The sequence below is a fragment of the Streptomyces sp. NPDC056628 genome (genome assembly GCF_042792555.1).
Lineage (GTDB): Bacteria > Actinomycetota > Actinomycetes > Streptomycetales > Streptomycetaceae > Streptomyces.
The window spans coordinates 10,522-23,828 of record NZ_JBHTWG010000010.1 but is presented as its reverse complement, the minus strand read 5'-3'; the positions used below and the strand labels follow the sequence as shown (position 1 = coordinate 23,828).

The window sequence follows — 13,307 nt, the reverse complement described above, 5'->3', positions numbered from 1 at the left end:
CTCTCTGCTCAGCCGCCCGCCGACCGCCCTACTCCGCGGCGGCCCCCTGCGGCTCGTCCGTCTTCGCCGGATCCTCCGGCAGCTCCGCCGCCAGCGCCGCGGCGGCCTGCACCAGCGGCAGCGCCAGCAGCCCGCCGGCCCCCTCGCCGACCCGGACGCCATGGTCGAGCAGGGGCTCCAGGGCCATCCGGTCCAGCGCCTTCGCCTGGCCCGGCTCCCCGCTGACGTGCGCGGCCAGCCACCAGTCCGGCGCCCGGAACGCGACCCGCTGCCCCACCAGCGCGCAGGCGGCGACCACGACCCCGTCCAGCACGACCGGCAGCTTGCGCACCGCGCTCTGCAGCAGGAACCCGGTGATCGCGGCGAGGTCCGCCCCGCCCACCGTCGCCAGGAGTCGCAACTGGTCCCCGAGCACCGGCCTCGCCCGGCGCAGGGCGTCCCGGATCGCGGCGCACTTGCGCATCCACGCCAGGTCGTCGATGGCCACCCCGCCCCGTCCGGTGACCACCGAGGCGTCCGTGCCGCACAGCGCGGCGACCAGCACCCCGGCCGCGGTGGTCCCGCCGACGCTCACGTCGCCCAGCACCACCAGGTCCGTACCGGAGTCGGCCTCCTCGTCGGCGACCGCCATCCCCGCCCGGAAAGCGGCCTCGGCCTCCTCGGGGGTCAGCGCGTCCTCGATGTCGATACGGCCGCTGCCGCGCCGCACCCGGTGCCGTACGACGTCCTCCGGGAGCGAACCCGGGTCGCAGTCCAGCGCCATGTCGACCACCCGGACCGGGACGCCGAGCCGGCGCGCCAGCACGGACACCGGCCGGGCGCCCTCCAGGATCTCCCGCACCAGCTCCGCGGCGCTGCCCGCCGGGCGTGCCGACACACCGAGCTCGGCGACCCCGTGGTCCCCGGCGAACAGCACGGCCTTGGGCCGTTCGACCGGCCGCACCGGCACCGCGGACTGGGCGGCCGCCAGCCACTCGCCCAGCTCGTCGAGGCGGCCCAGCGCCCCGGGCGGCACGGTCTGGCGCTCACGGCGTGCCTCGGCCTCACGGCGTACCCCCGCGTCGGGGCGCTCGATCAGATCACTGAAGTCGTCGAGTTGAAGCGAGCTCATTCGCCGAACAGTACCGGCACCGCTCGAACGGATCGGCCCCCCTGTCGGCTCCGGTGCCGGCGCCGCGCGCCCACCACGCCCGGGTGACGTCGTTGCACCCACCATCGGTATCCCATACGTTCCGTTTTGCAGTGGATTGTCGGGGCATGCTCGCACCGTCTCCGCCGTACGCCCCTGCCGTACGCCCACGCCCGGGAGCCCCTCATGACCGCGACCGCACCCGCCGAACGCCCGGACATCACCTGCGCGTTCACCCTCGCCGCGTGCCGGGAGCACACCTTTGTCCCCCGCCACCTCGGGCTCACCCGGCGCGGCCCCCGCCATCTGCGGGCCGCCGCCCGCGCGGCGCTCGGCCTGCCCGAGCCGGAGAGCTGGCTCGACGTGGGCACCGGCTACGGCCGCTTCCCCGAGACGGCCAAGGAGGTCTTCCCCTACACCGCGTTCGACGGCCTCGACGCCGGCCACCGGGTGCTGCAGGCGCGTGTCGCCGAGCGCGTGGAGGAGGCCCACGTCGGGCATCTGACGGACCCCCGCGTCACGGACCGGCTGCGCGCCCGCTACGACGTCGTCAGCATGTTCCGGCACCTGGAACACGCCCCCGACCCGCTCGCGGAACTGCGCGCCGCGCTGACCGTGCTGCGCCCCGGTGGCCATCTCGTCCTCGAACTGCCCAACCCCCGCTGCGTGTTCGCGACGCTCCTCGGCCCGGCCTGGGTCCCGCACAGCCGCCCCGGCCATCTGCACCTGATGCCGGCCGACGCGCTCCGCGAGACGCTGGAGGCCCACGGCTGCACGGTCGTCGCCACGGACCACCGCGCCGCCCACCTGCCGTACGACCTCGCGGCCATGACGTCGCTGATCCTGTGCCGGCTGCTGCCGTCCCCGCTCGACCGCCTCGGCGCCCCCCTGGTGGCCGTCGCCTGGGCCCTGGACCACCTCCTGGCCCCGCTGCTGCGCCGCACCCACCGCTCGAACGCCTACCGGATCATCGCCCGAAAACACCACACCTGACCCCGAGAAGCACGGGCGACGGCAGTGCCGTCAGGGGCGCGGGGAACCGCGCGACCGGCCACGCGACACCCGCACCCGCCGGACGGCAGCACCCGGCACTCTCAGCCGCGCAGCACGACCGCCTGCCCCGCCACCACCAGGACGACCTGCTCGCACTCACCCGCGAAGGCCGCGTTCAGCCGTCCCAACTCGTCCCGGTACCGCCGTCCGGAGGCCGTGGCCGGCACGATCCCCGACCCCACCTCGTTCGAGACGGCCACCACGGTCCGCCGCGTCGCCCGGACCGCCTCGACGAGCGCGCGCACACGCTCCCGCAGCGCCCGCTCCCCGCCGTCCGCCCACACCGCGTCGTCCCACGCCCCGACCGCGTCCATCGCGTCCGTCAGCCACAGCGACAGACAGTCCACCAGCAGCGGCGCCCCCTCCTCGGCCAGCAGCGGCACCAGGTCGCAGGTCTCGGTCGTCCGCCACGACCCCGGCCGCCGCTCCCGGTGCGCGGCGACCCGCTGCGCCCACTCGGTGTCCCCGCCCCGGGTGCCGCCCGTCGCCACGTACAGCACGTCGGGGAACGACTCCAGGCGCCGCTCCGCCTCCACCGACTTCCCGGACCGCGCGCCGCCCAGCACCAACGTCCGCCGGGGCACGTACGGCACGTCGGCGCCGTTCTCGTAGGCCCCCACCACCAGCGTCGTCCCGTCCGGCACCGCCCGCGCCCCCGCCGCCGCCAGCCGCCGCCGCAGCTCGGGGCCCGGCGGGACGTCGTGGTCCAGATGGACGGCGACGACGTCCGTGGCCGGCCCGACCGCCCCCACCGCCCGCAGCTTCGCCAGGGCGTCCGGCCGCCCCACGACATCGGCGGCCACCATGTCGTACGGCCCCGTCGAACCCTCCTCCAGCCCGGCCGGCGCGCACCCGGGCGGCAGGTACAGCAGGCGCCGCCCGTCCGGCCCGGTGACCTCGTAGCCGGTGCCCGGCGCGTCCATGGCCACCGCCCGCACCCGATGCCCCGTCAGCAGCGCCAGCTCCCGCCCGTCCGGCACCCGGCCCGGCTGCGGCACGCCCGCCGGCACCTCCACGGCGGGCCCGTTGTGCGGGTGGGTCAGCAGCACCTGCCGCACGGACCCCAGCGAACGCCCGGCCCGCGCCGCGGCGAACGCCGCCCCCGGCGTCAGGTCGAGCATCAGCGTCCCGTCCACGAGGAGCGCGGTGGCGGCCCGCGGGCCCTCGCGGAGGGCGCTCGCGCACGCCGCGCACGGACAGTCGGGGCGGGGGAGTCCCGCAGGGGCGCCGGTGCCGAGAAAAGTGATTTCCACGCCCCGATTTTCGCCTGTCCGCGCAGGTCTCGCGCAGCCGACTAGGCTCAGCGCAGGAGCCGGACCTCGTTCCGGCTCCCCTTTGCATGTGCTGACACCTTGGAGGCGTAGATGGCGGCATGGACGTGGCGGTTCGAGAAGGCCGACGGGGCGGAGGTCCAGCCCGCGGTGCAGCCCGAGGAGTTCACCACCCAGGGGGACGCCGAGTCATGGATCGGGGAGCACTGGAAGGAACTTCAGGAGGGCGGTGCGGACCAGGTCCGCCTGTTCGAGGACGCCACCGAGATCTACGGGCCGATGAGCCTGCACGCCGAGGCGTGACGCGACCGGGGGCGGGGGCCGTACGCCTCCGCCCCCGTCACTGCTCGCCCAGCTTCACTTTCACCTTCTTCTCGTCCCCGTCGCGGGTGAACGTCACCGACGTCCGCTGCCCCGGTTCGTCCGCGGCCAGCGCCTCCGAGAGCGACGCGATGGTGGTGATGTCCTTGTCCCCCAGCCGGGTGATGACATCCCCCGGTCTCAGCCCGGCCTTGTCGGCGGCGCCGCCCGGCCGCACCGCGACGACGGCCACCCCCGCCGGCTCCAGGTCGGCGTCCACGACCGTCCGGCCGGTGATGCCGAGCGCCGCCCGGCCCGAGTCGGTGACCCGGCCCTTCTCGATGATCTGATCGGTGATCTTCCGCACCGTCGACGCCGGGATCGCGAACCCGATCCCCGGCGCCGCGCCGCCCGCGCCGGGATCGACGGCGGCCAGGGTCGGGATGCCGACGACCCGGCTGTCCAGGTCGACCAGGGCGCCGCCGCTGTTGCCCGGGTTGATGGCCGCCGACGTCTGCACCATGTTGGCGATCGTCGCGCCCGTCCCGCCGTCGTCCCCGCCCTCGGTGACGGTCCGTCCGGTCGCCGAGACGATGCCCTGGGTCACGCTGGACGACAGCCCGAGCGGCGACCCCATGGCCAGCACGATCTGCCCGACCCGCACCTTCGAGGAGCCCCCGAACCTGGCCGGCCGCAACCCGTCCGGCGGGTCGTCCAGCCGGACGACGGCGAGGTCCTGAGGGGGATACGACGCCACGAGCCGCGCGGTCAGCTCGCGCTCGCTGCCCGCGGTCGTCACCCGGAAGGTCTTCTCGCTCCCGACGACGTGCGCGTTGGTGACGATGTGCCCCTGGTCGTCGTAGACCACGCCGGACCCGAGGTCACGCCTGGCCCGGATCTGCACGACCGACGGCAGGACGTCCCGGATCACCAGCAGAAAACCGTCCTGCAGGGCCTCGGCGGCCCCCCTCGCCCGGCGCGCCGCGGCCTGGCTCGTCGCGTCGCGCGGATCACGGGGCGACGACGGCCCGGAGCAGCCGGCGAGGAGCAGCGCGGCACTCAGCAGCACGGCCGCCGCGACGGACGGCCGCGAGGTGGTGGCACGGCGAACATCCATGGCCCCGAGTCTCGCCCCGGCCCGCGCGCACGGCCCCCGGAGCGCACCCGAACGGGCTCAGCCGCGCACCCCGCACAGGTGCAGCAGCGCCGCCACACCCCGGTACGGGTCGGTCTTCCCGGCCCGCTCCTCGACCGCGAGAAGGGTGTCCAGGTCCTCGGGGACGTCCGCCCCGTCGGCGGCCGTGTCCGTGCACACCCGCACGCCGTACCAGGTGTGCAGCGGCGCCCCGATCCCGGCGAGCGTCGCCCTCAGATCGGACAGCCGGTCGGCCCGTACGTCCAGCCCCAGGCGGGTGGGGGTCCCCCCGTTCGAGTCTGTTCGAGAATGGGGGAGGTGCGCACTGGTGTCGAAGGCGGCCAGCGCCGTCTCCCAGTCGCCGGCCAGACCGGGCCGCAGGGCGAGCGCGTCGCCGTTGCGGACGAGCAGCGACAGCAGCCCGCCGGGTGCCAGCATCCGCGCCAGCCCGGCCAGCAGCGGATCGGGCTCGTCGACGTACATGAGCACGCCGTGGCACAGCACGACGTCGAAGCTGCCCGGCAGGAAGTGCACGCCGGTGTCCCGCCCGTCGCTCTGGACGAGCCGCACCCGCTCGCGGATGCCCTCCGGCTCGCCGGCCAGCCGGGCGCGGGCCGCCGAGATCATCGTCGCGTCCCGCTCGACACCTGTCACCTGGTGACCGGCGCGGGCCAGCCGCAGCGCCTGCGTGCCCTGGCCCATGCCCACCTCGAGCACCCGCAGCCGCTTGCCGACCGGGAACCGTCCGGCTATCTGCTCGTCGAGCTGCCGGGTCACCAGCTCCTGCCGTACGACCTCACGCAGACCGCCCACCTTGCTCAGCCAGGCGTCGGCCGCACCCCCGGAGAAGTCAGCAGCGCTCAGGGCCGCTCTCCGCGCTTGACCTGGGGCTTGGGCAGCCGGAGCCGGCGCATCTGGAGGGAACGCATCAGCGCGTACGCGACGGCGCCCCGGCGGTTGACGTCCGGGAAGCGCTCGGCGAGCCGCTTCTTCAGCCGGAAGGCCGTGACGACCGAGTCGAGCACGATCAGCACGATCACGATGAGCCACAGCAGCAGCGCGATGTTCTGCAGCGCGGGCACCCGCACCATGCTCAGCACGAGGATGACCACGGCCATCGGGAGGAAGAACTCCGCGATGTTGAAGCGCGAGTCGATGAAGTCACGCGCGAACTTGCGGACCGGGCCCTTGTCACGGGCGGGCAGATAACGCTCGTCACCCGTGGCCAGCGCCTGGCGCTGGCGCTCCAGGGCGGCACGGCGCTCCTCGCGCTGCCGCTTGGCGGCGTCCTTGCGCGTCATCGACGTGTTGGCCACGCTGCGACGCTGCGACTGGGTCGCACTGCGCTTGGGCGTGGGGCGGCCCTTCGGGGCCTCGGGATGGCGGGTCTGAGTGGAGTCGGTCACCGGCGCCTTGTCGGCGTCCTGGGCCTTCTCGTCCTTGGCACGGCTACGGAACACAAAACCCAAGGGTACGGGGTGCCCGGGGTTGGACCCCAGCCCCGTGGGGAACGATCCGGCAACACCGCTCGTCGTAGGGGGACAGAGGGGACGGGGTGGACGGTCCCTCCGGCGGTCACGGGGGAGTGTCACCGGGGCGGCACCGGGACCGGCCGGTCACGGCCACACCCGGGGGTCACCTACTCCTCACGCCGGAGCGCGGGCGTACGCAGTCGTCCTTGGGGATGAGCGCATCCGTCCCCGAACAGTGCGGTAATGGATGCAGGGCCCGTACTGTGGGTTCTGTCGCAGGTGCTGGAGCTGGAGTCCGTCAGAAGGGGGCGCGCGAAGCCCATGAGCGGTGTCATGAAGCGTATGGGGATGATCTTCCGCGCGAAGGCGAACAAGGCCCTTGACCGGGCCGAGGACCCGCGCGAGACCCTCGATTACTCGTATCAGAAGCAGTTGGAGCTGCTCCAGAAGGTGCGCCGGGGCGTGGCCGACGTGGCCACCTCCCGCAAGCGCCTGGAGCTCCAGCTCAACCAGCTCCAGCAGCAGTCGTCCAAGCTGGAGGACCAGGGCCGCAAGGCGCTCGCGCTGGGCCGCGAGGACCTGGCCCGCGAGGCGCTCTCGCGGCGCGCCGCCCTCCAGCAGCAGGTGACGGACCTGGAGACCCAGCACGCGACCCTGCAGGGCGAGGAGGAGAAGCTCACCCTCGCGGCCCAGCGGCTGCAGGCCAAGGTCGACGCCTTCCGCACCAAGAAGGAGACCATCAAGGCCACGTACACCGCGGCCCAGGCCCAGACCCGGATCGGCGAGGCGTTCTCCGGCATCTCCGAGGAGATGGGCGACGTCGGCCTGGCGATCCAGCGGGCCGAGGACAAGACGGCCCAGCTCCAGGCCCGCGCGGGCGCCATCGACGAACTCCTCGCCTCCGGCGCCCTGGACGACCAGTCCGGCATGCGCAAGGACGACATCCAGGCCGAGCTGGACCGGCTCTCCGGTGGTACGGATGTAGAGCTGGAGCTGCAGCGCATGAAGGCGGAGCTGGCGGGAGGCCCCTCGGCCGGCCAGCAGGCCATCGAGGGCGGTACCGGCCGGCAGCAGTCCCAGCAGCAGCCGCAGGACACCCCGCGCCTCGACAAGCAGTAGCGGACGGCCGGGGTCCCACGCCGAGGAGGCCGAGATGGGCGACATGATCGTCCGGATCATGGGTGAGGGGCAGGTACGGCTGTCCGACAGCCACCTGCCCGAGCTGAACAAGCTGGACGACGAGCTCCTCGCGGAGATGGAGGGCGGCGACGGCCCCGGCTTCCGCCGCACCCTCACCGCCCTGCTCGCCGCGGTCCGCGGGCGGGGGACCCCGCTGCCCGACGACTCCCTGGAGCCCTCGGACCTCATCCTGCCGTCCCCGGACGCCACCCTGGAGGAGGTCCGGGAGCTGCTGAGCGACGACGGACTCATCCCCGGCTGACCCCGCCGGCGCGCCCCGTGCGGGCCGGCGACCGCACCGACGAAACCGGACACCGGGCACGTTCACCCAAGGAAAACCGAGTTGGCCCCCGTTTCGAGCTCCGCAGGGGCGCGCGTCCGCCGGCACCTCACGGCGCACCCCCTGGCCCTGGACGCGGCGCTGGCCGTCGCCGTCCTGACCTGCATGGTGGCCGGCTCGTTCGTCGACCCGCACGGCGAGGACGGCGTCACCTGGGGGCTGCGCACCCCGGACGCCCTCAGCCTGCTGCTGATGACGCTCGGCGCCGCGGCCCTGGTGCCGCGCCGCCGCGCCCCCATCACGGTCCTCGCCGTGACCGGCACGCTCTCCCTCGTGGAGTTCGCCGCCGGCGACCCCCGTGCCCCCGTCGCCATGGCCGCGGTCGTCGCGCTCTACACCGTCGCCTCCACCACCGACCGCTCCACGACCTGGCGGATCGGCCTGCTCACCGTCACCGTCCTGACGGGCTCCGCGATGCTCGCCGGACCGCTGCCCTGGTACTCCCAGGAGAACCTGGCCATCTTCGCCTGGACCGGCATCGGCGCCACCGCCGGAGACGCGGTGCGCAGCCGCCGCGCGGTGGTCACCGCCATCCGCGAGCGCGCCGAGCGGGCCGAGCGCACCCGCGAGGAGGAGGCCCGCCGCCGGGTCGCCGAGGAGCGCCTGCGCATCGCCCGCGACCTGCACGACGTCGTCGCCCACCACATCGCCCTGGTCAATGTGCAGGCCGGCGTCGCCGCCCACGTCATGGACAAGCGGCCCGACCAGGCCAAGGAGGCCCTCGCCCACGTGCGGGAGGCCAGCCGCTCCGCCCTCGACGAACTGCGGGCCACCGTCGGCCTGCTGCGGCAGTCCGGCGACCCCGAGGCCCCCACCGAACCGGCGCCCGGCCTGGACCGTCTCGACGAACTCGCCGGAACCTTCCGCAGCGCGGGACTCCGGGTGGATGTCGCCCGCGCCGACCAGGACACGACCCTTCCCGCCGCCGTCGACCTCGCCGCCTACCGTGTCATCCAGGAGGCCCTGACCAACGTGCAGAAGCACGCCGGACCGGGCGCCAGGGCCGAGATCAGCGTCGTCCGCGTCGGCCCGAACGTCGAGGTCACCGTCCTCGACGACGGCTCCGGACAGGACGGCGGCACCGCGGGCGGCGGTCACGGCCTGCTCGGGATGCGCGAGCGCGTCTCGGCCCTGCGCGGCACCCTCACCACCGGGCCCCGCTACGGCGGCGGGTTCCGCGTCCACGCGATCCTCCCCGTCGGGACCGGCGCCCGGGCCACGGAGGACGCGGTGTGACGGCCCGGCGGGAACTCGCCGGGACCTCCCGGCAGTTGTCGTGGCACCAGCTCCGCCCCTCCAGCGCCCCGCCAAGGAAGCCGTATGCCGATCCGTGTCCTGCTCGCCGACGACCAGGCCCTGCTGCGCAGCGCCTTCCGCGTGCTCGTCGACTCCGAACCGGACATGGAGGTCGTCGGCGAGGCGTCCGACGGTGAGGAGGCGGTGCGGCTGGCGAAGCAGGAGCGGGCCGACGTCGTCCTCATGGACATCCGGATGCCCGGCACCGACGGCCTCGCCGCCACCCGCACGATCAGTGCCGACCCGGCCCTCGCCCACGTCCGCGTCGTCATACTGACCACCTTCGAGGTCGACGACTACGTCGTGCAGTCGCTGCGGGCCGGCGCCTCCGGCTTCCTCGGCAAGGGCTCCGAACCCGAGGAACTCCTCGCCGCGATCCGGGTCGCGGCGGGCGGCGAGGCCCTGCTGTCCCCGGCCGCCACCAAGGGCCTCATCGCCCGCTTCCTCGCCCACGGCGACGGCGCCGACCTCGACCCCGCCCGCGGCGAGCGGCTCGGCACCCTGACCGTCCGCGAGCGCGAGGTGCTGGTCCAGGTCGCCGGCGGGCACTCCAACGACGAGATCGCCGAGCGGCTGGAGGTCAGCCCGCTCACCGTGAAGACCCACGTCAATCGGGCCATGTCCAAGCTGGGCGCCCGCGACCGGGCCCAGCTCGTCGTCATCGCGTACGAGTCCGGGCTGGTACGTCCAAGGGTGGAGTGAGCTCCACCCCGCGTACTGCGCCCGGAGTAGACGCCCGGTGAGAAATGGACCTGGGGGCTAGGGAACGGGCTTCCGCGATGGCCCAGGGTGTAGGGGCGGGCGCCCACCTGTGCGCCGCACCACCGCGGCTCGACCGCGCGCCCCTGCCCGCCGCCCACAGGAGAGAGACCTTCCACCCATGTCCTGGCTGTCCCGATTCAGCCTCGCGCAACGTGCGCTGATCGGCCTGATCTCGATCATCGCGCTGGTCTTCGGCGCGATCGCGATACCCCAGCTCAAGCAGCAGCTGCTGCCCTCCATCGAACTGCCCATGGTGTCCGTGATCGCCCCCTACCAGGGCGCGTCGCCGGACGTGGTCGAGAAGCAGGTCGTCGAGCCGATCGAGGACAGCCTCGAAGCCGTCGACGGCATCACCGGCGTCACCTCCACCGCCGCCGAGGGCAACGCCGTGATCATGGCGTCCTTCGACTACGGCCCCGACACCCAGCAGCTCGTCGCCGACGTCCAGCAGGCCGTCAACCGGGCCCGCGTCCAGCTGCCCGACGCGGTCGACCCGCAGGTCGTCGCGGGCTCCACGGACGACATCCCGACCGTCGTCCTCGCCGTCACCTCCGGCAAGGACCAGCAGGCCCTGGCCGACCGGCTCGACCGGACGCTCGTGCCCGGCCTCAAGGGGATCGACGGCGTCGGACAGGTCACCGTCGACGGTGTGCGCGACCTCCAGGTCACCGTCACGCCGGACGACGGCAAGCTGGCCAAGGCCGGTCTGACCTCGGCGGACCTCGCCAAGGCCCTCCAGGCCGGCGGCGCCACCCTGCCCGCCGGCTCCTTCGACGAGGGCGGCGCCAACCGCACCGTCCAGGTCGGCGGCGGCCTCACCTCGCTCGACCAGATCAAGGACCTGCGGGTCAGGGGCGCGGGCAAGGGCAAGCCCGTACGCCTCGGCGACGTGGCCACCGTCGAGCAGGAGCAGGCCCCGGCCGACTCCCTCACCCGCACCGACGGCAAGCCCTCCCTGGCCGTCGCCGTCACCATGGACCGGGACGGCAGCGCCGTCGCCATCTCCGACGCCGTCGAGGACAAGCTGCCCAAGCTGCGCGCGGACCTCGGCTCGGACGCCACGGTCACCGTGGTCAGCGACCAGGGTCCCGCGGTGGCGAAGTCCATCGACGGGCTGACCACCGAGGGAGCGCTCGGCCTGCTCTTCGCGGTCCTGGTCATCCTGGTCTTCCTCGCGTCGATCCGCTCGACGCTGGTGACCGCGGTGTCCATCCCGCTGTCGGTCGTCCTCGCCCTGATCGTGCTGTGGACGCGGGACCTCTCCCTCAACATGCTGACGCTGGGCGCGCTGACCATCGCGATCGGCCGGGTCGTCGACGACTCCATCGTGGTCCTGGAGAACATCAAGCGGCACCTCGGCTACGGCGAGGAGCGCCAGGACGCCATCCTCAAGGCGGTCCGCGAGGTCGCCGGCGCGGTGACCTCCTCGACGCTCACCACGGTGGCCGTCTTCCTGCCGATCGGACTGGTCGGCGGCATGGTGGGCGAGCTGTTCGGCTCGTTCAGCCTGACGGTGACGGCGGCCCTGCTGGCGTCGCTGCTGGTGTCCCTCACGGTCGTGCCGGTGCTGTCGTACTGGTTCCTGCGCGCCCCGAAGGGCATCCCCGAGGACGCCGACGAGGCGCGCCGCGCGGCCGAGGAGAAGGAGGCCCGCAGCCGTCTGCAGCGGATCTACGTGCCCGTCCTCCGGTTCGCGACCCGCCGCCGGCTGACCAGTGTGCTGATCGCCGTCGCCGTCCTGTTCGGCACGTTCGGCATGGCACCGCTGCTGAAGACGAACTTCTTCGACCAGGGCGAGCAGGAGGTCCTCACCGTCAAGCAGGAGCTCGCGCCGGGCACCAGCCTCGCGGCGACCGACGCGCAGGCCGAGAAGGTCGAGCGGCTGCTCGCCGACACCGAGGGCGTCAAGAACTACCAGGTCACCATCGGCTCGTCCGGCTTCATGGCCGCCTTCGGCGGCGGCACCGACACGAACCAGGCGTCGTACCAGGTGATGCTGGAGGACTCGGCGTCCTACGACGACGTGCAGGACCGGATCGAGTCCGGTCTGAAGAAGCTCGACGGCATCGGTACGACCACCATCTCCGCCGGTGACGGCTTCGGCGCCCAGGACCTGAGCGTCGTCGTCAAGGCGGCCGACGCCGGCGTGCTGCGCACCGCGTCCGAGCAGGTCCGCCAGGCCGTGGCCGGCCTGGACGACGTCACCGACGTCACCAGCGACCTGTCGCAGAGCGTGCCGCGCGTCTCGGTGCGGGCCGGCGCGAAGGCGGCCGCCGCCGGCTTCGACGACCAGACCCTCGGCATGGCCGTCGCCCAGGCCGTCCGCGGCACCACCGCTGCGCAGGCGACCCTCGACGACACCGAGCGGGACGTCGTCATCAGGTCGGCCGAGCCGGCGACCACCGTGAAGGAGCTGCGGGAGCTGCGCCTCGGCCCGGCGAGGCTGGGTGACATCGCGGACGTGAAGCTCGTGGACGGCCCGGTGTCGATGACCCGGATCGACGGGCAGCGCGCCGCCACGATCACGGCCAAGCCGACCGGCGACAACACCGGCGCGGTCAGCGCGGACCTCCAGTCGAAGATCGACGGACTGAAGCTCCCGGCGGGCGCGACGGCCGACATCGGCGGTGTCTCCCAGGACCAGGACGAGGCGTTCGCCAACCTGGGCCTGGCGATGCTGGCGGCGATCGCGATCGTCTTCATGCTGCTGGTCGCCACCTTCCGCTCGCTCGCCCAGCCGCTGATCCTGCTCGTCTCCGTCCCGTTCGCGGCGACCGGCGCGATCGGCCTGCTGGTGGCGACCGGCACCCCGATGGGCGTCCCCGCGATGATCGGCATGCTGATGCTGATCGGCATCGTGGTGACCAACGCGATCGTGCTGATCGACCTCATCAACCAGTACCGCGCCCAGGGGTACGGCGTCGTCGAGGCCGTGATCGAGGGTGGCCGGCACCGGCTGCGCCCGATCCTCATGACGGCGCTGGCGACGATCTTCGCCCTGCTCCCGATGGCGCTGGGCGTCACCGGCGAGGGCGGCTTCATCGCCCAGCCGCTGGCCGTGGTCGTGATCGGCGGTCTGATCACCTCCACCCTGCTGACCCTGCTCCTCGTCCCGACGCTCTACGCGATGCTCGAACTGCGCAAGGAGCGGCGGGCGAAGAAGCGCGCGGCGAAGCGGGCCAGGAAGGCGGGCCCGCCCGAGCCGGCGCCGGACGCCTCCGCGGACGAGACGCAGCCCGCGTCCGTCTGACCGCGTGACCCACGACGGCCGGGTCCCGAACCGGAACATTCGGTTCGGGAACCGGCCGTCGCCGTTGCGCCGTTACATATGCTGGGGCCTCGAACTGGCTCACGGGGGAGGGGCTCGGGC

Annotated in this window: 12 protein-coding genes; 7 read left to right on the top strand and 5 right to left on the bottom strand. The window is 73.7% G+C overall.

Annotated features, from left to right (window positions below):
• Window positions 1-28: 28 nt before the first annotated feature.
• On the bottom strand, window positions 29-1,111 hold the full coding sequence (gene cobT / locus ACFRAC_RS15405) for a nicotinate-nucleotide--dimethylbenzimidazole phosphoribosyltransferase (RefSeq protein ID WP_382924388.1): 1,083 nt from the start codon (window positions 1,109-1,111) through the stop codon (window positions 29-31).
• Window positions 1,112-1,315: 204 nt separating this feature from the next.
• Between cobT and ACFRAC_RS15400 the strand changes: the two genes are divergently transcribed.
• Window positions 1,316-2,122, top strand: a complete 807-nt coding sequence (locus ACFRAC_RS15400) for a class I SAM-dependent methyltransferase (protein WP_382924387.1) — start codon at window positions 1,316-1,318, stop codon at window positions 2,120-2,122.
• A 101-nt stretch (window positions 2,123-2,223) separates the two neighbouring features.
• Here the strand turns inward: ACFRAC_RS15400 and ACFRAC_RS15395 are convergent, their stop codons facing one another.
• A complete protein-coding gene (locus ACFRAC_RS15395; RefSeq protein ID WP_382924386.1) occupies window positions 2,224-3,435 on the bottom strand; it encodes a bifunctional adenosylcobinamide kinase/adenosylcobinamide-phosphate guanylyltransferase in 1,212 nt (403 codons plus the stop codon).
• 111 nt (window positions 3,436-3,546) lie between these two features.
• On the opposite strand from ACFRAC_RS15395, the gene ACFRAC_RS15390 reads away from it, so the two are divergent.
• A complete protein-coding gene (locus tag ACFRAC_RS15390) occupies window positions 3,547-3,756 on the top strand; it encodes a hypothetical protein (RefSeq protein WP_062667600.1) in 210 nt (69 codons plus the stop codon).
• A gap of 37 nt (window positions 3,757-3,793) precedes the next feature.
• On the opposite strand, the gene ACFRAC_RS15385 is transcribed toward ACFRAC_RS15390, so the two are convergent.
• The 3 genes from ACFRAC_RS15385 to ACFRAC_RS15375 all read right to left on the bottom strand — a co-directional run bounded on the left by ACFRAC_RS15385 (window position 3,794) and on the right by ACFRAC_RS15375 (window position 6,387).
• Complete coding sequence (locus ACFRAC_RS15385; RefSeq protein ID WP_382924385.1) at window positions 3,794-4,870, bottom strand: S1C family serine protease; 1,077 nt, start codon at window positions 4,868-4,870, stop codon at window positions 3,794-3,796.
• 57 nt (window positions 4,871-4,927) lie between these two features.
• On the bottom strand, window positions 4,928-5,665 hold the full coding sequence (locus ACFRAC_RS15380; RefSeq protein ID WP_382924528.1) for a class I SAM-dependent methyltransferase: 738 nt from the start codon (window positions 5,663-5,665) through the stop codon (window positions 4,928-4,930).
• 83 nt (window positions 5,666-5,748) lie between these two features.
• Window positions 5,749-6,387: a DUF3043 domain-containing protein gene (locus ACFRAC_RS15375; RefSeq protein WP_382924527.1), complete on the bottom strand. Its 639-nt coding sequence runs from the start codon at window positions 6,385-6,387 to the stop codon at window positions 5,749-5,751.
• Between the two features lie 306 nt (window positions 6,388-6,693).
• On the opposite strand from ACFRAC_RS15375, the gene ACFRAC_RS15370 reads away from it, so the two are divergent.
• From ACFRAC_RS15370 to ACFRAC_RS15350, 5 genes are all read left to right on the top strand, one after another.
• Complete coding sequence (locus ACFRAC_RS15370; RefSeq protein ID WP_361343617.1) at window positions 6,694-7,479, top strand: PspA/IM30 family protein; 786 nt, start codon at window positions 6,694-6,696, stop codon at window positions 7,477-7,479.
• Window positions 7,480-7,522: 43 nt separating this feature from the next.
• Window positions 7,523-7,801: a hypothetical protein gene (locus ACFRAC_RS15365; protein WP_062667645.1), complete on the top strand. Its 279-nt coding sequence runs from the start codon at window positions 7,523-7,525 to the stop codon at window positions 7,799-7,801.
• A gap of 81 nt (window positions 7,802-7,882) precedes the next feature.
• Window positions 7,883-9,115 carry a sensor histidine kinase gene (locus ACFRAC_RS15360; RefSeq protein WP_382924384.1) on the top strand — a complete coding sequence of 411 codons (1,233 nt, stop codon included), beginning with the start codon at window positions 7,883-7,885 and terminating at the stop codon, window positions 9,113-9,115.
• A gap of 84 nt (window positions 9,116-9,199) precedes the next feature.
• Window positions 9,200-9,877 (top strand): response regulator, encoded by a 678-nt coding sequence (locus tag ACFRAC_RS15355; RefSeq protein ID WP_382924383.1) that lies wholly within the window; start codon window positions 9,200-9,202, stop codon window positions 9,875-9,877.
• Window positions 9,878-10,055: 178 nt separating this feature from the next.
• Window positions 10,056-13,187 (top strand): efflux RND transporter permease subunit, encoded by a 3,132-nt coding sequence (locus tag ACFRAC_RS15350; RefSeq protein ID WP_382924382.1) that lies wholly within the window; start codon window positions 10,056-10,058, stop codon window positions 13,185-13,187.
• Window positions 13,188-13,307: the final 120 nt, after the last annotated feature.

Coding starts and splice junctions, on each gene's coding strand:
- ACFRAC_RS15350 (WP_382924382.1), top strand. CDS start 10,056: ATGTCCTGGCTGTCCCGATTCAGCCTCGCGCAACGTGCGCTGATCGGC.
- ACFRAC_RS15365 (WP_062667645.1), top strand. CDS start 7,523: ATGATCGTCCGGATCATGGGTGAGGGGCAGGTACGGCTGTCCGACAGC.
- ACFRAC_RS15370 (WP_361343617.1), top strand. CDS start 6,694: ATGAAGCGTATGGGGATGATCTTCCGCGCGAAGGCGAACAAGGCCCTT.
- ACFRAC_RS15390 (WP_062667600.1), top strand. CDS start 3,547: ATGGCGGCATGGACGTGGCGGTTCGAGAAGGCCGACGGGGCGGAGGTC.
- ACFRAC_RS15385 (WP_382924385.1), bottom strand. CDS start 4,870: ATGGATGTTCGCCGTGCCACCACCTCGCGGCCGTCCGTCGCGGCGGCC.
- cobT (WP_382924388.1), bottom strand. CDS start 1,111: ATGAGCTCGCTTCAACTCGACGACTTCAGTGATCTGATCGAGCGCCCC.
- ACFRAC_RS15355 (WP_382924383.1), top strand. CDS start 9,200: ATGCCGATCCGTGTCCTGCTCGCCGACGACCAGGCCCTGCTGCGCAGC.
- ACFRAC_RS15400 (WP_382924387.1), top strand. CDS start 1,316: ATGACCGCGACCGCACCCGCCGAACGCCCGGACATCACCTGCGCGTTC.